At 27.0% G+C, this 23,674-nt stretch carries 16 protein-coding genes, 3 tRNA genes, 1 other RNA gene, 1 pseudogene and 1 other annotated feature; of the genes and pseudogenes, 17 read left to right on the top strand and 4 right to left on the bottom strand.

Translation table 11 applies throughout. From position 1 onward, the window contains the following. Nucleotides 1-207: a sequence feature (23S ribosomal RNA rRNA prediction is too short), on the top strand. Nucleotides 208-354: 147 nt separating this feature from the next. The 14 genes from BN7997_RS03525 (at nucleotide 355) to BN7997_RS03590 (ending at nucleotide 13,769) form a co-directional block, all read left to right on the top strand. Beyond that, nucleotides 355-429, top strand: a tRNA-Thr gene (locus BN7997_RS03525). 153 nt (nucleotides 430-582) lie between these two features. Then, on the top strand, nucleotides 583-855 hold the full coding sequence (locus tag BN7997_RS03530; RefSeq protein ID WP_071119502.1) for a YbaB/EbfC family nucleoid-associated protein: 273 nt from the start codon (nucleotides 583-585) through the stop codon (nucleotides 853-855). Nucleotides 856-1,132: 277 nt separating this feature from the next. Beyond that, a complete protein-coding gene (locus BN7997_RS03535; RefSeq protein WP_071119502.1) occupies nucleotides 1,133-1,405 on the top strand; it encodes a YbaB/EbfC family nucleoid-associated protein in 273 nt (90 codons plus the stop codon). Nucleotides 1,406-1,518: 113 nt separating this feature from the next. Then, nucleotides 1,519-1,859, top strand: an RNA gene (rnpB, locus tag BN7997_RS03540) — RNase P RNA component class A. 13 nt (nucleotides 1,860-1,872) lie between these two features. Beyond that, a tRNA-Asn gene (locus tag BN7997_RS03545) sits at nucleotides 1,873-1,948 on the top strand. A gap of 3 nt (nucleotides 1,949-1,951) precedes the next feature. Next, nucleotides 1,952-2,026 (top strand) — tRNA-Thr (locus BN7997_RS03550). A 104-nt stretch (nucleotides 2,027-2,130) separates the two neighbouring features. Beyond that, entirely contained in the window at nucleotides 2,131-3,204 is a 1,074-nt protein-coding gene (locus tag BN7997_RS03555) for a cell wall-binding repeat-containing protein (RefSeq protein ID WP_071119503.1), read from the top strand. A 90-nt stretch (nucleotides 3,205-3,294) separates the two neighbouring features. After that, nucleotides 3,295-3,930, top strand: a complete 636-nt coding sequence (locus BN7997_RS03560; protein WP_071119504.1) for a cell wall-binding repeat-containing protein — start codon at nucleotides 3,295-3,297, stop codon at nucleotides 3,928-3,930. An 808-nt stretch (nucleotides 3,931-4,738) separates the two neighbouring features. After that, the gene (locus BN7997_RS03565) at nucleotides 4,739-5,590 is read left to right on the top strand and encodes a glycosyltransferase family 2 protein (RefSeq protein WP_330385887.1); all 852 of its coding nucleotides are present in this window, start codon (nucleotides 4,739-4,741) and stop codon (nucleotides 5,588-5,590) included. A 196-nt stretch (nucleotides 5,591-5,786) separates the two neighbouring features. Continuing rightward, complete coding sequence (locus BN7997_RS03570) at nucleotides 5,787-7,373, top strand: glucosyltransferase domain-containing protein (protein ID WP_071119505.1); 1,587 nt, start codon at nucleotides 5,787-5,789, stop codon at nucleotides 7,371-7,373. A gap of 182 nt (nucleotides 7,374-7,555) precedes the next feature. Continuing rightward, nucleotides 7,556-8,422, top strand: a complete 867-nt coding sequence (gene galU, locus BN7997_RS03575) for a UTP--glucose-1-phosphate uridylyltransferase GalU (protein ID WP_071119506.1) — start codon at nucleotides 7,556-7,558, stop codon at nucleotides 8,420-8,422. A 7-nt stretch (nucleotides 8,423-8,429) separates the two neighbouring features. Beyond that, nucleotides 8,430-9,443, top strand: coding sequence for a UDP-glucose 4-epimerase GalE (galE, locus tag BN7997_RS03580; RefSeq protein ID WP_071119507.1), 1,014 nt, complete (start codon nucleotides 8,430-8,432; stop codon nucleotides 9,441-9,443). Nucleotides 9,444-9,681: 238 nt separating this feature from the next. Beyond that, a complete protein-coding gene (locus BN7997_RS03585; protein WP_071119508.1) occupies nucleotides 9,682-12,018 on the top strand; it encodes a cell wall-binding repeat-containing protein in 2,337 nt (778 codons plus the stop codon). Nucleotides 12,019-12,236: 218 nt separating this feature from the next. Further along, complete coding sequence (locus BN7997_RS03590; protein ID WP_071119509.1) at nucleotides 12,237-13,769, top strand: N-acetylmuramoyl-L-alanine amidase family protein; 1,533 nt, start codon at nucleotides 12,237-12,239, stop codon at nucleotides 13,767-13,769. Nucleotides 13,770-14,177: 408 nt separating this feature from the next. Here the strand turns inward: BN7997_RS03590 and BN7997_RS03595 are convergent. The 4 genes and pseudogenes from BN7997_RS03595 to BN7997_RS03610 form a co-directional block, all read right to left on the bottom strand. Then, nucleotides 14,178-15,471 (bottom strand): annotated as a pseudogene (locus BN7997_RS03595) (IS256 family transposase). A 94-nt stretch (nucleotides 15,472-15,565) separates the two neighbouring features. Beyond that, nucleotides 15,566-16,954: a DUF6056 family protein gene (locus BN7997_RS03600; RefSeq protein WP_330385888.1), complete on the bottom strand. Its 1,389-nt coding sequence runs from the start codon at nucleotides 16,952-16,954 to the stop codon at nucleotides 15,566-15,568. Between the two features lie 88 nt (nucleotides 16,955-17,042). Next, nucleotides 17,043-17,453, bottom strand: a complete 411-nt coding sequence (locus BN7997_RS03605; protein WP_071119511.1) for a GtrA family protein — start codon at nucleotides 17,451-17,453, stop codon at nucleotides 17,043-17,045. 23 nt (nucleotides 17,454-17,476) lie between these two features. Further along, nucleotides 17,477-18,400 carry a glycosyltransferase family 2 protein gene (locus tag BN7997_RS03610; protein ID WP_071119512.1) on the bottom strand — a complete coding sequence of 308 codons (924 nt, stop codon included), beginning with the start codon at nucleotides 18,398-18,400 and terminating at the stop codon, nucleotides 17,477-17,479. A 667-nt stretch (nucleotides 18,401-19,067) separates the two neighbouring features. Between BN7997_RS03610 and BN7997_RS03615 the strand changes: the two genes are divergently transcribed. The 3 genes from BN7997_RS03615 to BN7997_RS03625 all read left to right on the top strand — a co-directional run bounded on the left by BN7997_RS03615 (nucleotide 19,068) and on the right by BN7997_RS03625 (nucleotide 23,673). Beyond that, nucleotides 19,068-20,924 carry a cell wall-binding repeat-containing protein gene (locus BN7997_RS03615; RefSeq protein ID WP_242873380.1) on the top strand — a complete coding sequence of 619 codons (1,857 nt, stop codon included), beginning with the start codon at nucleotides 19,068-19,070 and terminating at the stop codon, nucleotides 20,922-20,924. A 284-nt stretch (nucleotides 20,925-21,208) separates the two neighbouring features. Continuing rightward, complete coding sequence (locus BN7997_RS03620; RefSeq protein WP_242873381.1) at nucleotides 21,209-22,489, top strand: MBOAT family O-acyltransferase; 1,281 nt, start codon at nucleotides 21,209-21,211, stop codon at nucleotides 22,487-22,489. Between the two features lie 8 nt (nucleotides 22,490-22,497). After that, the gene (locus tag BN7997_RS03625; RefSeq protein WP_071119514.1) at nucleotides 22,498-23,673 is read left to right on the top strand and encodes a DHHW family protein; all 1,176 of its coding nucleotides are present in this window, start codon (nucleotides 22,498-22,500) and stop codon (nucleotides 23,671-23,673) included. Nucleotide 23,674 lies beyond the last annotated feature (1 nt).

A 23,674-nucleotide genomic window follows, 5' to 3' on the forward strand; every position in this document is an offset into this window, starting at 1 on the left:
GTACCTCTGGTGTACCAGTTGTTCTGCCAAGGGCATGGCTGGGTAGCTATGTACGGAATGGATAAGCGCTGAAAGCATCTAAGCGCGAAGCCAACTTCAAGATAAGATTTCCCACCGTAAGGGTAAGCCCCCAGGAAGACTACCTGGTTGATAGGTCGAAGGTGTAAGTGCAGTAATGTATTTAGCTTATCGATACTAATAGGTCGAGGACTTGACCAAAATAAACCTAAAGGTTTATATCGCCAACCAAATCATTATTAAAATAATAATAAGAAAGATTTCGGTTGCTAAAATAAAATGACTAATATGTAAATGATATGCAGTTTTCAGAGTACTAACTTTGAAATTTAATATGCTGGTGTGGCTCAACGGTAGAGCAGCTGACTTGTAATCAGCAGGTTGTAGGTTCGATTCCTATCACCAGCTCCAATAAAGACTATACTTTTGTATAGTCTTTTTTACGTATAAGGTAGTTATGATATGAAATTTTTTATATAATGAAATTGATGGAAATAATTAGATATAGAGATTTTATAAGTAAAAATGTTATAATATATATTATAAAGCTAAGGAGTTGTAATTATGGATAACAAAATATTAGAAATATTATTAGATATGCAAAAAGAAATAAAAGATATGAAATCAGAAATGAAAGACATGAAATCAGAAATGAAAGATATGAAATCAGAAATGAAAGATATAAATACTAAAATTGACAGATTAGAATATAAAATGACTGATGGATTTGAAACTTTAGAATTATTAACTGAAAATAATACAAATGAATTAAATAAAGTTAAGATAAAAGTATCTAAGTTAGAAAAAAGAGTAGCAGAATTTAATACAGTTAACTAAATTTTTAATAATTTATATTTTATAAAAATTACCTTATAGTTACTTTAAAAACAAAAATTTACTTTTGACACAATATAAATCTTATGTTAATATANTGTAGGTTCGATTCCTATCACCAGCTCCAATAAAGACTATACTTTTGTATAGTCTTTTTTACGTATAAGGTAGTTATGATATGAAATTTTTTATATAATGAAATTGATGGAAATAATTAGATATAGAGATTTTATAAGTAAAAATGTTATAATATATATTATAAAGCTAAGGAGTTGTAATTATGGATAACAAAATATTAGAAATATTATTAGATATGCAAAAAGAAATAAAAGATATGAAATCAGAAATGAAAGACATGAAATCAGAAATGAAAGATATGAAATCAGAAATGAAAGATATAAATACTAAAATTGACAGATTAGAATATAAAATGACTGATGGATTTGAAACTTTAGAATTATTAACTGAAAATAATACAAATGAATTAAATAAAGTTAAGATAAAAGTATCTAAGTTAGAAAAAAGAGTAGCAGAATTTAATACAGTTAACTAAATTTTTAATAATTTATATTTTATAAAAATTACCTTATAGTTACTTTAAAAACAAAAATTTACTTTTGACACAATATAAATCTTATGTTAATATATATATTGTCAATTAAATACTAAGTAAGCCAGACAATCGCGGGTAGCATTTGCTACGTGAGGAAAGTCGGAGCTCCATAGAGCAGGGTGCTAGGTAACGCCTAGTGGGAGTGATCCTAAGGAAAGTGCAACAGAAAATAACCGCCACTTATGTGGTAAGGATGAAAAGGCGAGGTAAGAGCTCACCGTTTGCTAGGTGACTAGCAAAGCCGTGTAAACCCCACCTGGAGCAAGACCAAGATAGGGCTAAAAGGATGTTGCTCGCATCCTCCGGTTGGTAGGTCGCTTGAGCTTATTGGTGACAATAAGCCTAGAAAGATGATTGTCAAATACAGAACTCCGCTTATAGACTTGCTTATATTTATTGATACAAATGGGAATATGGCTCAGTTGGTAGAGCAATTGACTGTTAATCAATGGGTCACAGGTTCGAGTCCTGTTATTCCCGCCATATGCTGGTGTGGCTCAACGGTAGAGCAGCTGACTTGTAATCAGCAGGTTGTAGGTTCGATTCCTATCACCAGCTCCAAAAAAGACTATACGAAAGTATAGTCTTTTTTATTTTTTTAGAATAAATATTTAATTATGTAATAAAATGGATATGGTATATAAATTATTATATAGGGGGAATTTATGAAAAATATATTTAAAAGTGCATTATCATTAACAGTTGCAATAGGTTTAGCAGTTGTACCTATGGATTTATCCTGGGCAATATCAAATCAAGATACATATGTAGCTCTTGGAGATTCAATATCAACAGGTAATGTACTACAAGATATTGAAAATAATTTATTTGTTAACAAAATAAAAAAAGAATATGAACTAGATTTAACTAATTTAGCTGTAGATGGTATAGATACTACTAAAATGTTAGCTCTTTTAAATTCTAATGATAAAAACGGAATAGCTTATAGAAAAGCTATAAGTGATGCAGAGTTAATAACTATATCTATAGGTGCTAACAACATACTTCAACCAATTATGAATATGGTTAAAGAAGAATTAAATTTAAGTTTAGATGTAACAGGGAAACAACTTCAACAAGCTATAAAAAATAATCCGGAAGTCTTATCTAAAATATTTATCAAATTACAAAGCGAAGAAGTAATGAAAAAATTAGGAGAGCAAAGTGCATTATTTGTTAATACAGAATTTCCTCAAATAATAAAAAATATAAAAGAATTAAATCCTAATACTGAAATCATGGTCCAAACAATATATAATCCATTCTGTGATGATCTGAACAAATATTTTGCTTTAGCAAATGCTATTGATTCATATATTTCACCTATGAATGATGCTATAGAATACTATAGCAATATGGGATATGAGGTGGTAGATGTATATAAAGCATTTAGATTTAAAGAAAATTATTTACAAGTACCCCTTACAAATATGAATGAATTTGATCCACATCCAAATATAGCAGGTAATGAAGTTATATTTAATGAGCATAAAATAATATTAGATAACTTAGATAAAGAAGAAAATAAAATAGAAGTTAAAAAACTTGCTGGAAATGACAGATATGAAACTGCTATAAAAGTAAGCCAAGAAAGATTTAACAATGGAAAAGCTTCATCAGTTATATTAGTTGGAAAGGATGCTGTAGTAGATGGGTTAGCATCAGCACCTTTAGCAGTTAGTGAAGAAGCACCAATATTATTTGCAGACGTTAATTCTTTAAACGATGAAACAAAATAAGAAATAATAAGAGTTTTAGGTCAAAACTTTAATCAAAAAACTGTATATATAGTTGGTGGAGAATCAAAAATATCTAAAAATGTTGAGTTAATGTTAGATCAAACGGGAGTTAAAGTAGAAAGATTACATGGAGAAAATAGATATATGACATCTATAGAAGTAGCTAAAAAATTAAATAGTAATTCAGAAAAAGCTTTTGTTGTAGGTGGTAATGGAGAAGTTGATGCTATGAGTATATCAGCAAAAGCAGCAGAACTTAAAGCACCAATAGTAGTCGTTGAAAAAGATAAGTTAAATGAAGAGGCAAAAGCTTTATTAGAAAATAAAGAAATATATATAATAGGTGGAGAAAGTTGTGTATCTGAAGTAGTAAAATTAGAATTAGATAAGTTAGATTTAAATAAATCTTCTGAAAGAGTTGCTGGTTTAGATAGAAAAGAAACTAATGCAAAGGTAATAAGTAAATTCTATGAAAGTGAAGATGTTTTAGAATTATTTGTTGCAAAAGATGGATATGTTGGTGGAAAGGATAAGTTAGTAGATGCATTAGCAGCAGCTCCACTAGCGGCAACTAAATTATCTCCAATATTATTAACAACTGATGGATTAAATGGACTTCAACAAGGTAGTGTAGAAGAATTAAATAATGTTGAGAAAGTTACTCAGGTTGGAAACGGTATAAGTGAAAACACTATTCAATTAATACGTAATTTATTAGAAAAATAAGTATAAATAAGGATATACAAAAAGGAAATCTCAAAGTAGAGGTTTCCTTTTTTAATTACTTAATTATCAGAGGTTAAGTATAAATAAAAGAATTAAATGATTAAATTGATTACTTATAATGGTAAATTCAATTTAATACTTTACTTTAATTTTATATAGAAATCAGAATAATATACAATGTAATGAATATCACCAGAACTGATATAAAAATATAAAATAGATACGTATATGGTTTGTCTCTGATCCTAATCAATTTCATACAATATTGATTTTTACATATATCTATGATATATTAAAAAAGATTTTAGAAAAAATATCCAATGGCATTGTAATATATTGATTATATATTACAATCTTATCAATGTATCTCATTATATAACTTAGAGTAGATATACTTTAATTTTAACTTTTAGATATATATTAAATTTCTTAAAATATAAGAAGTATTTTCTAAATCCGTCTCTAAGATATATATAATAAATATGAAGCGAATAAAATTTAATAAGTATAAATACTATTTTTATACACATCATTTTATAAAATGGGTACATAAATTATATAGTATACGGATTAAAATGTAAATAAAAAATACTTTACTAAGAGTATTCATTGGAAATATGGTAGTTGGAGATATAAGTATCTAAAGTTTCAATTCATATTATACAATTTAAAATTATATAAATAAAAAAGGAGAACTATTATGGGAAAATTATCTGTGATAATATCTGCATATAACGAAGAACAAAATATCGATAATATTTCATCTGTAGTATCCTCTCTATTATAGGACAACAATATTGAGTATGAAATAGTATTTGTAAATGATGGTTCAAGAGATAATACTTGGGAGGTAATATCTCAAAGATGTAATAAAAACCAAAATATTAAAGGTTTTAATTTTTCAAGAAACTTTGGTAAAGAAGCGGCTATTTTTGCAGGACTTACTTATGCTACTGGAGATTGTTGTGCTGTTATAGATGCAGATCTTCAACATCCACCAGAAACTCTAATTAAAATGTATGAAAAATGGCAAGACGGATACGAAATAGTAGAAGGTGTAAAGGCTTCAAGAGGAAAAGAATCTTTTTTACATAAAGTGGCTGCAAAGAATTTTTATTCATTAATAAGCAAAGCTACTAATATAGATATGTCTAGAGCTTCTGATTTTAAGTTATTAGATAGAAAAGCTGTAAATATACTTAGGTCAATGCCAGAAAAGCATATATTCTTTAGAGCATTATCATCATGGGTTGGATTTAAGACAACATCAGTTGAATTCCATGTTCAAGAAAGGGAAGTTGGGGAATCTAAATGGTCTACATATTCTCTATTTAAGTATGCTATAACAAATATAACATCTTTTTCAACTGCACCTATGCAAATAGTTACTTTAACTGGAGTTATATTTTTAGTATTTTCATTAATATTAGGTATTCAATCACTATATAAACAATTTATGGGACATGCCTTAGAAGGATTTACTACTGTTATATTATTATTACTTATAATAGGAAGTATTCTTATGTTAAGCTTAGGAATAATTGGATACTATATTTCTAAAATATATGAAGAAACTCAAAATAGACCAAGATTTATAGTTTCAGAAGCTGCAAACTATGAAGAGAAATTAAATAGAAAAGAAAATGTTAGAAGTGCATAAGATATTAGACCTGTATAACTAGTATAAAGAAGTTATACTTTATTTATTTTTGGAGTATTAAATGTTATAGTTAGTATTTCAAGTTAATATCTTTGTAGCTAAATTTTAAATATAAAAATTTAATAATTAAATATTAGATTAATATAAAATATACTAACAAGTAGACAAGTGAATATAGTCGGATTTAGGAGGCAAAATGACAAAAAAATTTATATATGAAATGAAAGATTTTATAAAAAGTAAAAATGCGCTTTATTGCTTTATTTCATCGTTATTTTTTGGAGTGTTATCATATTTATATTTGTTTATGAATAATTTACATAACTGGGATAACATGTACAATACACCTGCAGGATATGGTGCAGGAACAAGTAGTGGAAGATGGTTTTTAAGTCTAATTGGAGAATTTGTACATAAGGTATGGGGAAAATATAATATTCCATTATTTAATGGAATTGTAGCTATAATTATATTAGGAGTTGCGTCTTGTATAATTGTTAAAATTTTTGACATAAAAAATAAATGGCTATGTGCTTTAATAGGAGGTATTACAGTAGTATTTCCACCTATAGCTAGTACAATGATATATATATATACAGTTGGATACTATGGTTTAGCAATATTATTTGTTGCTCTTGGAGCTTTATTAGTAAAAGAACTTAGAATCTTAGGATTTATACTTGGTTCATTATTATTCTCATGTTCTTTAGGTATATACCAAGCATACTATCCACTATGTGCATCAATATTTATTTTAATATTAATAAAGATGTGCATGGATTCAAAATCGGATATAAAAGAAATAATATTAACTGGTTTTAAGTTCTTATTTTCTTTAGCATTAGGATATATACTATATAAGTTCTTTTTACAATGTTGTCTACACCTATATAACATTGAATTAAGTCCATATCAAGGTATAGACAAAATGGGTAAAATAGATATTAGCTTAATACCATCACAGATTAAAGATATATTTAAATCGATGATTACATTAACACGTGATAATTATAGATCTATAAGCATAACAAGAATAGTGCAAGTTTCGTTCTTATATATATACATTATAAGCGCTATTATTATAATAATTAAATTTGTAAATAAAATATTGAATAAAGAATCAGCACTTAAAACTATATTATTATGTATATTTACTATAATATTCCCAATAGCGGTTAACTTTATAGTAATAATGGTACCACAAGGTCATGTACATACTTTAATGCAAATGGCATTTGTTTGTATTTTCTATTTAGTAATTTTACTAGTAGATAAAATAGATGTAAGTAATTTATCAGAAAATAAAATTAATATATTTGATAAATTTAAAATAAATAAAGTATTGTTATGCTCTACATTAGTAATAGTATTTACAGTTATAGTAAATTATGTATGGCAAACCAATGGAAATTATGTATCGTTATATTATAACAATAGACAGATAGAGAATTACTACGAAAGCTTATTCACAAGAGTAAAATCAATAGAAGGTTATAATCAAGATATGCCAATATATTTTGTTGGATCTGAAATAGATGATAGAACGTTTAGTCATGATTCATGGAGTTACACACCATTTAAATATGGTGAAAATACATATCCAATAAATAGCTATTCTAGAGGTTCATATATAGCAAACTATTTAGGATATGCATATACAGAAATCACAAAAGATAGTGAAGAATACAAGCAATATCAAGATGAGATAGAGAAAATGGAAAGATATCCAAATGACAAATCAATAAAAATTATAGATAATAAAGTATTTGTTAGATTTGAATAATTGATAAAATTAATAATAAATTTATTAAGATAGCTATAAAGCAAACTATTATAAATAAAAATATTCCAGTAGATAATTTTACTGGGATATTTTTGATTTACAATTAAATATGAGTTAAATTGAATAAAAATGCATAATATGTTATATTTAAAAGATAATCATAAAATAGAGGAGAAAAAACTATGACAGTAAAAAAAGCTATCATACCAGCAGCTGGATTAGGAACAAGGTTTTTACCAGCAACTAAATCACAACCAAAAGAAATGCTTCCAATAGTAGACAAACCAACATTACAATATATAATAGAAGAAGCTATAGAGTCAGGAATAGAAGAAATACTTATCATAACAGGAAGAAATAAAAAATCAATAGAAGATCATTTTGATAAATCCGTAGAATTAGAATTAGAATTAGAGCAAAAAGGAAAAGATGAAATGTTAGAAATGGTAAGAAATATATCTAACATGGTAAATATCCACTATATAAGACAAAAAGAGCCAAAAGGACTTGGACATGCAATACATTGTGCAAAAAGCTTTATAGGAAATGAACCTTTTGCAGTTTTATTAGGAGATGACATCGTTGACTGTGAAACTCCTTGCTTAAAGCAATTAATAAATGCTTATGATGAATATAAAACAAGTATATTAGGAGTTCAAGAAGTAGCTAAGGAAGACACTTGTAAGTACGGAATATTAGATGTAAAACATATAGAAGATAGAGTATACAAAGTAAAAGATATGGTAGAAAAACCATCTGTAGAAGAAGCACCATCAAACGTAGCTATACTTGGAAGATATATAATAACTCCAGCAATATTTAATATATTAGAAAATCAAGAACCAGGAAAAGGTGGAGAAATACAGTTAACTGATGCCCTAAAAACTTTAGGAAAGCAAGAAGCAATATATGCATACAACTTTGAAGGAAGAAGATATGATGTAGGGGATAAGTTAGGATTTTTAGAAGCCACAATAGACTTTGCTTTAAAAAGAGACAACCTAAGAGATGACTTACTAAATTATATGAGAAAAATTATAGAAAGGTAGTGATGCAATGGCGGTTTTAGTAACTGGTGGAGCAGGGTATATAGGAAGTCATACATCTATAGAGCTTTTAGAAGAGGGATATGATGTAGTAATAGTGGACAACTTATGCAATAGTGACAAGATAGTATTAGAGAGAATAAAAGAGTTATCAGGAAAGACTCCTAAATTCTATGAAATAGATATAACAGATAAAGAAAAAATGGAAGTTGTATTTAAAGAAAATGAAATAGATTCAATAATACACTTTGCAGCACTTAAGGCTGTTGGAGAATCAGTTTCAATGCCAATGGAATACTATTCAAATAATATAGGGAGTACATTAGTATTATTTGAGCTTATGAAAAAATACAATGTAAAAAACTTTGTATTTAGTTCATCAGCTACAGTATATGGAGATCCTGAGACATTACCAATAGTAGAGGATTCTTCATTATCAGTTACAAACCCTTATGGAAGAACTAAGCTTATAGTAGAAGATATGCTAAGAGATATATGTTTTGCAGATAAAAGTTTAAATGTAGCAATACTTAGATATTTTAATCCAATAGGTGCACATAAGAGTGGTAGAATAGGTGAAGATCCAAATGGAATACCTAATAATATAATGCCATATATAACTAAGGTTGCAGTAGGTCAGCTTCCATACTTGAATGTATTTGGAGATGATTATGATACTGCTGATGGAACTGGCATAAGAGATTATATACATGTAGTTGACTTAGCTAATGGTCATGTTAAGGCATTAGAAAAGTTATCAGAAAATCCAGGGCTAGTTACATATAATTTAGGAACAGGTAAAGGATACAGTGTGTTACAGTTAGTTAATGCATTTTCAAAGGCTAGTGGAAAAGAAATACAATATAAAATAACTGAAAGAAGACCAGGGGATATAGCAGCTTGTTATGCAGATCCAACAAAGGCAGAAAAAGAACTTGGTTGGAAAGCTAAGTATGGAATAGATGAAATGTGTGAAGATTCATGGAGATGGCAAAGCCAAAACCCTAATGGATATAAGAAATAGAGAGAGCTTAAATTGAGCTCTTTTTTTATTTATAAAAAACTTATAAAAAATAAAGATAAAGGTATAAATTAAGCTAATTATATCAATAATCTAATTAGTATATTGTGATAGTTACCTTGTTAAAATATTAAAATTATTATATCTAGTTTTTTATTATAAAATATATTTTTTATAATTTTGCGTTTTAAATAATTATATTTAACTAACAAAATTACTTAACTATAAAAATTAAAATGGGGTGAATAATATAATTAAATCAATAAGTTCAATAATTATTGTAGCTACACTTATAACTACAAATGCTTTTTGTAATGAAAAAAGCATAATAGCTGGAGAAGATAGATTTGAAACAGCTATAGAAATATCAAAATCTTGGAAAACATCTCAAGAAGCGATTCTAGTAAACTCAACAGCAGAATCAGATTTACTTTGTGCAACAGTATTAGCAAGTCAGATAGATTGTCCAATATTATTAACTGATAAAAATAACATAAATGAACCAACTAGTAATGAAATTAAAAGACTGAATATAAATAAACTATATTTAATTGGCGGAAAAGATGTGATATATGAAACTATAGAAAAAGAATTAAATAAAAGCAATATAAAAACAGAGAGAATCTGTGGAGTAGATAGATATGAAACTTCTATAAGTATTGCAAATAAAGTAAGAGAATTAAAAAAATCTAATACTGCAATTCTAGTAAATGGAGAATACTCAGTAGCTGATGCAGTATCAATATCACCAATAGCAGGTGATAAAAACATACCAGTAATAATATGCAAAAATAATCAAGTAAAACTTCAAAAAGAATGGATGAAAAATAACGATATAAAAAATTTATATATAATTGGCGGAGAAGATGTAATAAATAAAACTATAGAAAAAGAATTAAATATAGATAATATAAATATAGAGCGGATATATGGAAAAGACAGGTATGAAACAAATGCAAAAATAATTGAGAATTTTTATAAACAAGTTAAAATAAATAAAGTATTTTACTGTAAAGGAAAAAACTTAAATAAAGAGAATGAAATAATTGATGGAATGTTAGTATCACCTCTTGCATCTAAGGAAAAATCTCCAATAATATTACTTGGAGAAAATCTTACTAAAGAACAAAAATATGTTATAAAGAAAAAGAATATAAAAAGTTTAATTCAGGTTGGACATGGAGTAAGTGAAGAATCTAAAAAAGAATTATATAAATTAAAAGAAAGCTATACTTCACCAAGTTTAGATGATTCGTTAACATTAAATCCAAGTCAACCCGAAGAACCACCATCATTAGAACAAGAAGATTCAAGTGATCCAAAAGAAGAACCACCAATATTAGAACCTGAACAACCAAATAAGCCAGAAGAAGAACCACCAATATTAGAGCAAGAAAAGCCAAGTGAACCAGAGGAAGAACCATCAATACCAGAATTACCTCCTACAACAGACTCAGAAGAATCTAATCAACCTGAAGAAATACCTCCAATTGAAAATGAAAAAGAAGATTTGAAATATGTAGATTATACAATAGATGATAAAAAGAAAATTATAAGTATTAATTTTAATAAAGAAATATACACATCAAAAGAAAATATAAAAGAGTTGAAGGAAAGTATTAGAATAATAATAGATAAAAATAACATAAAGAATAACAAAACTAAGGAATGTAAAAATAATGAAAATAATCAAGATGGTGAAGAAAAATATATAAAACTTAGTAAATATGATAATGTAAAACTAGATGGAAAATCATTAATCATAGAATTAGATGATGAACTTATAGGCAACAATAGTAGTATTGTTATAAGTGGAGATACTATAAAAGATGATGATAATAGTTACTTAGGAGAATTAAAGATAGAAAATATACAAGGAATAAATAAAAATATTGCATTTGTGAAAAATGAAGATGAATTAAATGAATATATTAATGACAAAGAAGTAGATATTATAAAATTAGAAAATGACATAGTTAAATCTAAAAATATAAATACTCCAATAAAACTAAAAGATAATATTACAATAGATGGAAGTAACGGAGAGGCAAATTTTAAAATATATCACTCAAAAAGTTCATTACAACAAATATTAATGTCTAGCAATAATATAACATTGAAGAATTTAGATTTAGAAGGAATTTATATAGATATAATTAATAGACAAAATATAATATTAAAAAATATGAAAATAGACTTAGATAATAAGAAGATGCTTTCATCTACAATGTTTACACCATGTATAATAGTAGATTATTCAGAGGTAGATGCTAAAGATATAATCTTAATAAACAATGAAAGTGCAATAGAAGTAAAGTCGACTAGTGCAACAGGAAAAAGAGCAACACTTATAATAGATGGATATGTGTATAATGAAAAAACTGATGAAGAAAATAAATATATGCAAACCATTATATTAGAAAATAGAACAAAAGATATCAATAGTGATAAATTAAATAAGATAGTTTTAAAAAATGAAGGAAACAATATAGAAGATATGTTTACAAAAGAAATAAAAAATACTAATGCAGATGGAACGGTAAGCGACAAAACCTATGAAATCTACTACAAAAAATAGTTTTAATATACACACAATATAATGATAAAAATCAAAAACATATAAAAAAATTTTATTTATAAAGTGCTAAAAAAATAAGCACTTTATTTTTTTTCGTCAAAATATACATAGAAAAATATCACAAAAAACTTTCAAATGTTGAAAATACTAAGAATAACACTAAAGGAAAAACAATAAATTTATCAAAATATTAAAGAGCGAAGAGAGGGGGAGTTTGGATGGAGAAAAAAATAAAAAGATACATAACCGTGATACTTTCAATAATACTAATAGGTGTATCTATACCTGTAACAAAGGTAGAAGCAGCGACAAACCATCTGATAATAATCAACACAAAAACTAATAAACTAGGGTATTTTGTAAATAACAAACTAGTAAAAACATTTCCAGTAGCCACAGGAAAAGCAAGTACACCAACACCAACAGGAAAAAGTAAAATCGTAAACAAAATAAAAAATAGACCATACTACTCAGGGGGAATACCTGGTGGAAGTCCTAGAAATCCACTTGGAGATAGATGGTTAGGATTACATATAAAAGGAACTTATGGGACAACTTATGGAATACATGGAAATAACAATGAAAGTTCTATAGGAAAGCATGTATCTGGTGGATGTATAAGAATGCATAACAGTGATATAAGATGGTTATTTGATCAAATACCAAATTATAGTGATGTAATAATAAAAAATAGTAATCAAAGCTTTAAACAAATAGCAGCTGAGTATGGAATAACTTTAGAGGATGATAATATTACTACAGGATGGAAAACAATAAATGGTAGAAAATATTACTACAATGCAAAAGGACAAAAGGTGACAGGATTCCAGACTATAAACAATAATAAATATTACTTTGATGCAAATGGAGTAATGCAAACAGGATGGCAAGAAGTAGTTAAAGGAAGAAGAAGTTACTTTGGAACTGACGGAGTAATGAAAACTAAGTGGCAAATAATAGATGGTAAAAAGTATTTCTTAAATATAAATAATGGAGTAGCACTTAGATATTGGCAAGAAATAGATGGCAAAAAGTATTACTTTGGAGCTGACGAAGTAATGAGAATAGGATTTAAAGAAATAGACGGTAAAAAGTATTACTTTGGTTCAGATGGAGCAATGAAAACAGGATGGCAAGAAGTAATTAAAGGAAGAAGAAGCTATTTTGGAACTGATGGAGTAATGAAAACTAAGTGGCAAGAAATAGATGGTAAGCTTTATTTCTTAAATATAAATAATGGAGTAGCATTAAGATATTGGCAAGAAATAGATGGCAAGAAGTATTACTTTGGAGCTGATGAAGTAATGAGGAGAGGATTTAAAGAAATAGATGGTAAAAAGTATTACTTTGGTTCAGATGGAGCAATGAAAACAGGATGGCAAGAAGTAATTAAAGGAAGAAGAAGTTACTTTGGTTCAGATGGAGTAATGAAGACTAAGTGGCAAGAAATAGATGGAAATAAATATTTCTTAAACATATTAAATGGAGTAGCACTTAGATATTGGCAAGAAATAGATGGTGAAACTTATTACTTTGGAGCTGATGAAATCTTAAAAACAGGATGGCAAGTAATAAATGGACATAAATATTACTTTGGAACAGATGGAAAAATGCAAAGAGGACTTCAAACAATAGATGGTAAAACATATTACTTCTATAATGATGGTAAAATGGCTATAAATACAGTAGTAGATGGAACAATAGTAGTAGATGAAAATGGAGTAGTTGTAAGTAGTAAGGCTGCAATATAAGTGAACACTAATAAAATATAAGATTAATTAAAAAGAAAAAACCTATAAGGAAAACTATATAGTAACCTTATAGGTTTTTTATATATTTATGGATTATAAAATATATCTTATGTATATAAATTTTAATCTAATAATTATTTAAAATAAAGCTGTACATCTTGAGGAATATGGTAGAATTCCTTAAAGAACTTAGCCCAATGGTCGTTAGGTGGAACAGTTGTCCAATAATAAGAGAATGTCTATAGATTTGTGTAAATAAGATTTTTTATAATTTATATTACTGGAAATTTTAAATTCCAGTAATATTTTTTTATTTTTGAGAAATACTAATACTGGAATTCTTTACACAATTATTATGTGTTTAATTTAGTTATTTATACACTAAATTTTCCATAATTTCAAAAAAATTTATATTGTGTAAGAGTTAGGTATCCTTTCTCCAAACATAATTGTAAGCTGTCCTAAAGTAGACGCCCAATTTTGGTTTGGAGAGGTCCATTTCTCCATAATTTTCATGGTAGATAAATATAGTGATTTTCTTAGTGACTCATCTGTTGGAAATACAGTTCTTACCTTAGTATATTTTCTTAACTGTCTATTAAATCCCTCAAGAGCATTTGTAGTATAAATAATTCTTCTAATTTCATGTGGATATTCAAAATACGTATTCAGATTACTCCAGTTATTGTACCATGAATCTATTACAACAGAATATTTTGAATACCATTTTTCCTTAAGAATATCTAAATTTTTAAGTGCTGTTTCTTCGTTAAATGCCCTATAAACACTTTTTAAATCTTTCATAAACTCTCTCTGATCTTTTGATGCTATATATTTAAGAGAGTTTCTAATTTGATGAACTATACAAGTTTGAATACTTACATCTGGATATACAGTTTTAATTGCTTCAGGTAAACCTTTTAAACCATCCATACATGCAATTAAAATATCCTCTACACCTCTATTTTTCAAATCATTACAAACTGATAGCCAAAATTTTGCGCCTTCTGATTCGCCAATCCAAATACCTAATATATCTTTTTTTCCTTTCATATCTAAAGCCATACATATATATGCTGCCTTTGAAACTATTTTATTATCATCTCTTACTTTAAAATGCATAGCATCCATATATACGATTGGGTATATTTCATCAAGTTCTCTGCTTTGCCATTCGGCGGCAGCCTCTACAACCTTATCTGTTATCTTAGATATCATTGCAGGAGACACATCAATGCCATATAGTTCTTCCATTTCAGATTGGATATCTCTTACACTCATACCACAGGCATAAAGACCTATTATTTTTTTATCTAGTTCATTACATACAGTTTCATACTTTTTAACAACCTTCGGTTCAAATTGTGCTTTTCTATCTCTTGGTATATCTAGGCCAACTTCACCAAAACTACTTTCAATAGTTTTAGAACTATATCCATTTCTATAGTTTTAGAACTATATCCATTTCTATAGTTTTAGAACTATATCCATTTCTATAGTTTGGATTAGTTTCATTACTTCTTTCATGTCTTTCTCTTCCCAGATGTTCTTCCATTTCTGCTTCTAGCAATTGTTGGATAATATCTTTGAACAGCTTTTGCATTAATCCATTTTTACCAACTACATCTTCCATGGTTTTACATTTTCTTACTTCAGCTTGGTAGTCTAAATCTGGAATAATTATTTCTCTTTGATCTTTCATTTCTTTACCTCCAAAAGTTTAATATGAATATTATTCCAAACTTACCAATTTTACATTCAAAAAAGACTGTAGGTAAGTTTGTATTTACACAAAACTACCTACAGTCCCAATAATAATCTGAATATGGTAGATAATGAAGAGTTATTGACGTTTCTCCATTTTTAACAGCATTATTGATAATTTCAACTCTAGATCTTTCTGAAATACCAACATCTATAAATATACTTGCATAGAATGCACAAATTGTAACTAAAATACCAGCTATAACTGTAGTGAAATTACTTAAGTTAAAATTATACCAATTAACAAGATATAATAATAACTGAAGAGTAGTTATAACCATAAATATGTAAGATGCAAAGAAACAACGAGGACCTATAGGATTTGCAATAACTAAAGGCATAGCTAAAGCAAGAGAAGAACCATATATCATAAACATCTTCATTTTTAATCCATTATTTTCGATATATAAAAGTATTACACTTAAAATACATACGAAAAACAATAAAGAATAAAGTGCATTAAAGTAACTTGTTTTTTGTGGATTGGTGAAAATATTCCATGCAGGATATACTTTATTAATAACTCCATAAACCATATAAGTAGATAATATGAAAACTTGAATATTACCAACTACTTTATTTCCAATATAAGAAGTGTTTTTTAAATTTATTAAAACTATAAAAATACACAGTAAAGCTAATATAGTATTTAATAGCCAGTTATTTAAGAATAAAGTATCCGACATTTGATTAGTATATAAATCTATAATACTAGCAATTGAAAAAGATATTTTCTTATAACCATCAGTATCATTAGCTGCATTAAAGTATGCACCATTTGTAAACATTATAAGAGCACCAATTATAACTGCAATTAAAAATACTACTTGAAGTGGTGAAACTTTTTTGTATTTTACAAAAGTATAAAATACTATGAAGGCTGCTAAAAATACTAAGTATACAGTAGTATGCTCACTAAAAAGCTGAGCAGAAATTCCAAAAGGAATCATAAGTAAAACTAACCATATAGGACGATTTAACTTAACACGATTTAAATTATTTTCCTCAAAAATATCATCGACAATAATAAGGTATAATACTATTAAAATTACAGGTGGTATAAAGTTTATAAAAGCAGCTATCCAAGAATAAGTTTGTCTAAAAATTTCTCTTGGAAGAGATAAACATAAAACAGCTGTTAATAAAAATAAAGCAGTTTTATCTTTAGGTTTACACTCCTTAACTACTAATCTATAAACCGTATAAATAATAAAGAACATTCCCACTGTTAAGGCAATGTTCTTTGCTAAAACACTTCTTGTTATAAGTATTTCAAATAAATTACCTAAATATCTTCCATTATAATTTGCAAATCCATTAAGCATTAATAACCAACTTGAATGGCTTCCCCATTGCCAGTCATCATGACTGTATGGAACAAGAAAAAGAAGAATAAAACTAATAACACAGAAATATAGAATCTAGGATTCTTTAATATATTGTTTTTCATTTCTTATCCTACTAAAAAACTAGTTTTATAAAAGTACAAAATTATGTACTTAGATAAGTTTACTTTTTAAAAATAATTAACTTACTAAATACATAATTTAATACAACAACAATAACTTGAGTGAAAAGTTTTGCATATAAATCATTAATAAATAAAGCTTCTACAAGTAAAAACATAACCACCATATCTATAATACCTGAAAGAAGTCTGCAATTTACAAAAGCAAAAACCTCTTTTAAAATAGATTTAAAATCACTGCTCTTACTTTCAAAAACCCAAATACGATTAGTTATATAGGCAAAAGCAACTGCAAATACCCATGAAATAACATTACTTATAAGATAATATATATGTAAAACCTCACTACATACATAATAACTTCCAAAACTTACTACAGTTGTAAGTACACCAAAAAATAAATATAATATAACTTCCTTATATTTATTATAAATATTTAATAAAGAATTCATTTTATGTAGTTCCTTTTTATAATTTAATTGTGATTTTCATATTCAGAAACAATAAACCTTGGACGATTTTGAGTTTCTTCGTATATTTTTGAAATATAATATCCTATAATACCCAAACTTAACATTATAATACTTCCTATTATAAGTAATAATAATATAACAGTAGTAAAACCTTCTAAAGATTTACCAGTAAAATTCATATAAAGTGATTGAATTCCTAATATAACTGAAAAAATTGCAAATATAACTCCAGTTAAAGTAACTATTTGCATAGGTGCAGTTGAAAAAGATGTTATATTCGTAATAGCATACTTTATAAGAGATAAAGTAGACCATTTAGAATCGCCAGCCTCTCTTTCTTGAACATGAAACTCAACTGAAGTAGTTTTAAAACCAACCCATGAAGATAAAGCCCTAAAGAAAATATGCTTTTCAGGCATGGATCTAAGAATATCAACAGCTTTTCTATCTAATAACTTAAAATCAGAAGCATTTGACATATCAATCTTTGTCGCAGAACTTATAAGAGAATAGAAAGTTTTTGCAGCAAACTTATGTAAAAATGATTCCGTACCTCTAGAAGCTTTAACACCTTCAACAACTTCATATCCTTCTTGCCATTTTCTATACATTGTAACTAATACCTCTGGTGGATGTTGTAAATCACAATCTATAACTGCACAACAATCTCCAGTTGCATAAGTAAGACCAGCAAAAATAGCAGATTCCTTACCGAAGTTTCTTGAAAAATTAAATCCTTTTATATTAGGATCTTCCTTGCAAACATCAACAATCTTTTCCCAAGTTTTATCCTTAGAGCCATCATTTATAAAGATTATTTCATAGGGAATCTTCTCTTTTTTTAAAAGTGAAGATATTATGTTTGAAATATTATAAATCATTTTTTCCTCATTATAGGAAGGTATAATTACCGATAATTTACCCATATCATTCCTCCTTTTTCATTAATATATTAAAACAAGCATTTTTAGTATATCATATCTAATATAAGATATAAACTGAAAGCGGTAGGAAAACTCGCACAATGTCGAAAATATCAAAGTATTATGATAGGCTTAAAAAATACATTTTTAGAAGTACTATTTAGAAATATAATCTCTAGTATAATAGTATTACCATTAGTGTTTTATATTATATAAATTTGTAAAAAAAGCATCGCTGAAGCGATGTTTTTTATATTTTATAAAAGTTATATATAATATAATATATAAAAAAACTATAACATTGATTAAAAAATAACTAGTGTACAAGTGAAAAGAATATAAAAATGGAAAAAAAATGTAAAAAATAAAGTGGAATTAAGAAATATAATATGACAAAGTATGACATGGATACGACGAAATTATGACAAAAACCAACAAATGGAAAAAATGGATTAAATAAAGTAAAATCAAATGTTTTTGTAATAAAAAATATATAAAAATGAAAAAATAATGCTTGACTTTTGTCTTAAACTGTCGAACGAAAATTGTATAAAATTTGTCAAAAAATATTGAAATACCGAAAAATGTATATTAATATAGGTCCTGTGAGAGATACGAATATTAGGATGTTATTAAATAAATACAAAAGATATTCGGAGGAAATTATATTATGAAAAAGAAGAACATGGCAATGATAATGGCAGGGGTAACAGTTGCTACTTCAGTAGCACCAGCATTTGCTGCAGGACAAAATGAAGTAAAAGAAGATAAAAATTACAAATTAAATGCTAAAGATACAGCTAAATTAGTTGAAGAAGTAAGAAATGCATTAGAAGTTAAATTCCAAGATACTAAATTAGGTGTTACAGTTGGGGAAAGAGTATACTCTATAACAGTTGATAAGCAAGAGTTAGTTAATGCGACTCAATTACAAAATAAAATAAATGGATTAGCTGACGGAGCTACATTAAATGTAGCTATATTTGATAAAGGACACCAAGTTATAAATGGAAAAATAGCTAACTATGAATTTAAGCAATATGAAACAGCTGCAGAAATAGTTGCAGATGTAGAAGAAGCAAATTTATCAGCTACTACAAAATTATCAGCTACTATAAAATCAACAGATACAGTAGAAGTTAAAAAAGATGAAGAGGTAGTAGTAGTTAAAGTTGGAGATAACAGATTAGATTTCACTGCTCCAAAAATGCAAAACAATAAATTAGTTGGATTTGAAACAAAAGCATTCGACATAGAAAATGGAGAAACTCATACAGTAACTATAAAGAAAACTGATGCTGTAATGACTTCAGTTAAAGTTGATACATTATATGATGGAATGAGATTAACTTCAGACGGTAAGAAATTAGTTGAAGCATATAAAGAATTAAAAAATATAAACAAAGCAAGTATAGACGAAAACAGTGTAACGATAGCACCAGGATTCTCTGGAGAAGCAAGCTTTGAGATACATATAAAAGATATAAAAACAGATAAAGAATCACAAATAATAACTATATCAGGATCTAATGAATTAGTTCTTAGATTAGAAGGATTATTATCAAATGATCCAGAATTAAAAGGAAATATAGATGTATTAGCAGGAGATTCAAGATTTGAAACTGCTATAGAAGTAAGTAAAGCTACTTTTAAAGATGCAGGAGATGCAAAATCAGTAATATTAGTTGGACAAGATGCAGTAGTTGATGGATTAGCAGCAGCACCATTAGCAGCTGAAAAAAATGCACCAATATTATTAGCTAAGAAAGATGGAGTAACAGAAGAAGTTGAAGCTGAAATGTTAAGAGTTTTAGGAACTAACTTAACTGGAAAAACTATATACATAATAGGTGGAGAATCTCAAATATCTAAAGAAGCAGAAGCTAAATTAGCTAAATTAGGTGTTAAAGTTAAGAGATTAGCTGGAGCTTCTAGATATGAAACATCTTTAAAGATAGCTGAAGAATTAAATAGTACTTCTAAAACTAGCTTTGTAGTTGGTGGAAATGGTGAAGTTGATGCAATGAGTATAGCTGCATATGCTGCACAAACAAAGTCTCCAATAATAGTTACAAACAAAGATGTAGTAAGTGAAGAAACTACAAAAGTTTTAGAAGGAAAGCAAATAGAAATAATCGGTGGAACTAGCTCAGTATCTGCTGCAGTTGAAGCTGAATTAGCTAAAATAGATATGGATAAGAAGGTAGTAAGATTAGCTGGAACTGATAGAAAAGGAACTAATGCTAAAGTAATAAACAGATATTATGGAAATGCTAAAGAAGTATTCGTTGCTAAAGATGGACACGGAACAGGTGTTAGTCACTTAATAGATGCATTAACTGCAGCTCCTTTAGCTGGAAGTAAGAATGCTCCAATAATATTAGCTACTAACAGCGTATCAACTGAGCAAGTTGAAACTGCAGAATTAAAGTTAAAGAATGTTACAAAGATAACTCAAATAGGTCAAGGAATAGCTAATACAGTAGTAGAAAAATTATACGATGTATTAAACTTATTAAATAAATAATTTATATATAAATTAAAAATGAACTCTAAAATTTAGAGTTCATTTTTTTATACAAAATAAAAATTCTAATTTGTAGTTTAATGACGAAGTATATATTATGTTATAATAAATACTTGATAAAATGATAAACAAGAACTTAGGAGGAGATAAATGTTATTCAGTTCAGTAACCTTTTTATTTTTTTCTTACCAATAGTCTTTACACTATATTACATATCACCGAAAAAAATAAAAAACTACACATTACTACTTTTTAGCATAATATTTTATGCATGGGGAGGTATCTTGTACTTACCATTATTGATAATATCAATAATAATAAACTATATATTTGGAATACAAATAGAAAAGTATAAAGATAATAACAAAAAAAGAAAAAATATATTGATAATATCGATAATATTTAACGTACTATTTTTAGGGGTTTTCAAATATACAAATTTCATTACAGACAACATAAATATAATATTTAAAACATCAATAAATATACCAATAATACCATTACCCATAGGAATATCATTTTATACATTCCAAGCTATGAGTTATGTAATAGATGTATATCGAAATGATGGAAAAGTTCAGAAAAATATTTTTAATCTAGCACTATATATATCAATGTTTCCTCAATTAGTGGCTGGACCAATAGTAAGATATGAAACAATAGATAACCAAATAACTAATAGAATTCATAATATAGATAAATTTAACCAAGGTATAGAAAGGCTAACTATAGGACTTTTCAAAAAAGTAATAATATCTAATACAGTAGGAGAATTATCTGCATTAATATATTCCTTATCAAATTATCAAATGAGTATATCAGTAGCATGGCTAGGAGCAATAGCATACACATTACAAGTATATTTTGACTTTAGCGGATATTCAGATATGGCTATTGGACTAGGAAAAATGTTAGGATTTGAATTTTTAGAAAACTTTAACTATCCTTATATATCAAAAAGCGTAAGCGAATTTTGGAGAAGATGGCATATAAGTTTAGGCTCTTGGTTTAGAGATTATATATATATACCATTGGGTGGAAATAGAGTAAGTAATATAAAAACATATAGAAACCTAACAATAGTATGGTTAATAACAGGAATATGGCATGGTGCGAGTTGGAACTTCGTAGCGTGGGGATTATATTTTGGAATATTTATAATGCTAGAAAGAGCATTCCTACAAAATATATTAAACAAAATACCTAAAGTATTTTCACATATATACTTACTGATAGTAGCAATATTTGGATGGGTACTATTCTCAAAACCAGATTTAAAATCAGCAATAGATTATATGAAAATAATGATAGGAGTAGGTGAATATCCATTTATTAATGGATATACTACATTCTATTTAAGTCAATATTGGCTAAGCTTAACAATGGCTATAATTTTATCTACACCAATAATAAAGAGAACAAAACAGCTTATTAAAAAATCAAATAAAAAAATAATGACAGCAATAGAAATAATAAAACCATTAATATATTTTATATTATTTTTCATAACAACAGTTTATCTAGTAAACTCAACATTTAATCCATTTATATACTTTAATTTTTAGGAGGGGCAATGAAATACAAATATATAACATCAATCTTAATAATAGGATTTATATTGACTATATCTATAATGTCTATAATTACGCCAGATAAAGAAATATCAGAAGTTGAAGGAAGAACACTGCAACAACCTCCTACACCTAAAAATATAAATGATAAAAATTTATACAAAGAAGAAATAATGAATGGACAATTATTCATTAAATGGGACAATTACTTTAGTGACCATATATATAATAGAAATGAGATGGTAGATGTTTATACGAAGTTACAAGCAAGACTTAATAAAAAATATATAAATGAAGTATACATAGGAAAAGATGGAGAATTGATAAAATCAAGTAATTATAATGACTACAATGAAAATGAATTAAAAGAAAGAGCAGATAACTTTAATGAATTTGCTCAAGTATTTAAAGAGTCAAAGAATTATATTGCAACTATACCAAATAAAAATCATGCATATGAAAATAAGATGCCAATACAAGATTACAAATCAGGTCAAGGTATATATTTAGACAAAATAATGGATAGTATTGACAAAAATTATATGAATGTAATAAATTTAAGTGATAATATGCAAGGAGATAATCTCTATTATAAAACAGACCACCATATGAATATGAATGGAGTATTCAATGTTTATAAAAATATAGTACAAGAGATAAATAAAAGTTTACCACAAATAGGTAAAGTACAAGAAAAAGACGACTTTAAAATAGAAACATTTAAAAATGTATTTATAGGCTCCTATGGTAGACAAGTACTTCAAGTAGTTGATAAAATGGATGATATCGAAATATACAAAGATAAAAACTTTGAAAATTATACAGTAAAAAACAAGTGGGGAGAAGGTAAATTATTCTATGAAGAAAATATATCAAAAGATAAACTAAACAATGATTATGATATATACTTAGGAGGAGATCAACCTAAAGTAGAAATAGAAAACCAACAATCAAAAAATAACTTAGAAGTAGTAATAATAGGTGACTCTATGGACAACCCATTAATATCATTATTAGCATCACACTTTAAAAAAACTTATAGCTATGATTTAAGATATTATAAAGAAGATATAGTATCAGAAATAAAAAGCATAAATCCAGATGTAATATTAATGATAGGGGCAAGTAGTAACTTTGTAAATAAAACTGAAATTTTCAATTGGAAGAGAGAAGAGTAAA

Source organism: Romboutsia timonensis (genome assembly GCF_900106845.1).
Lineage (GTDB): Bacteria > Bacillota > Clostridia > Peptostreptococcales > Peptostreptococcaceae > Romboutsia > Romboutsia timonensis.

What these genes read in the sequence shown, in the direction of transcription:
- BN7997_RS03605 (WP_071119511.1), bottom strand. Translation starts at nt 17,453, where the DNA reads ATGAATTCTTTATTAAATATTTATAATAAATATAAGGAAGTTATATTA.
- BN7997_RS03615 (WP_242873380.1), top strand. Translation starts at nt 19,068, where the DNA reads ATGAAAAAGAAGAACATGGCAATGATAATGGCAGGGGTAACAGTTGCT.
- BN7997_RS03610 (WP_071119512.1), bottom strand. Translation starts at nt 18,400, where the DNA reads ATGGGTAAATTATCGGTAATTATACCTTCCTATAATGAGGAAAAAATG.
- galU (WP_071119506.1), top strand. Translation starts at nt 7,556, where the DNA reads ATGACAGTAAAAAAAGCTATCATACCAGCAGCTGGATTAGGAACAAGG.
- BN7997_RS03590 (WP_071119509.1), top strand. Translation starts at nt 12,237, where the DNA reads ATGGAGAAAAAAATAAAAAGATACATAACCGTGATACTTTCAATAATA.
- BN7997_RS03535 (WP_071119502.1), top strand. Translation starts at nt 1,133, where the DNA reads ATGGATAACAAAATATTAGAAATATTATTAGATATGCAAAAAGAAATA.
- BN7997_RS03555 (WP_071119503.1), top strand. Translation starts at nt 2,131, where the DNA reads ATGAAAAATATATTTAAAAGTGCATTATCATTAACAGTTGCAATAGGT.
- galE (WP_071119507.1), top strand. Translation starts at nt 8,430, where the DNA reads ATGGCGGTTTTAGTAACTGGTGGAGCAGGGTATATAGGAAGTCATACA.
- BN7997_RS03570 (WP_071119505.1), top strand. Translation starts at nt 5,787, where the DNA reads ATGACAAAAAAATTTATATATGAAATGAAAGATTTTATAAAAAGTAAA.
- BN7997_RS03530 (WP_071119502.1), top strand. Translation starts at nt 583, where the DNA reads ATGGATAACAAAATATTAGAAATATTATTAGATATGCAAAAAGAAATA.
- BN7997_RS03560 (WP_071119504.1), top strand. Translation starts at nt 3,295, where the DNA reads ATGTTAGATCAAACGGGAGTTAAAGTAGAAAGATTACATGGAGAAAAT.
- BN7997_RS03625 (WP_071119514.1), top strand. Translation starts at nt 22,498, where the DNA reads ATGAAATACAAATATATAACATCAATCTTAATAATAGGATTTATATTG.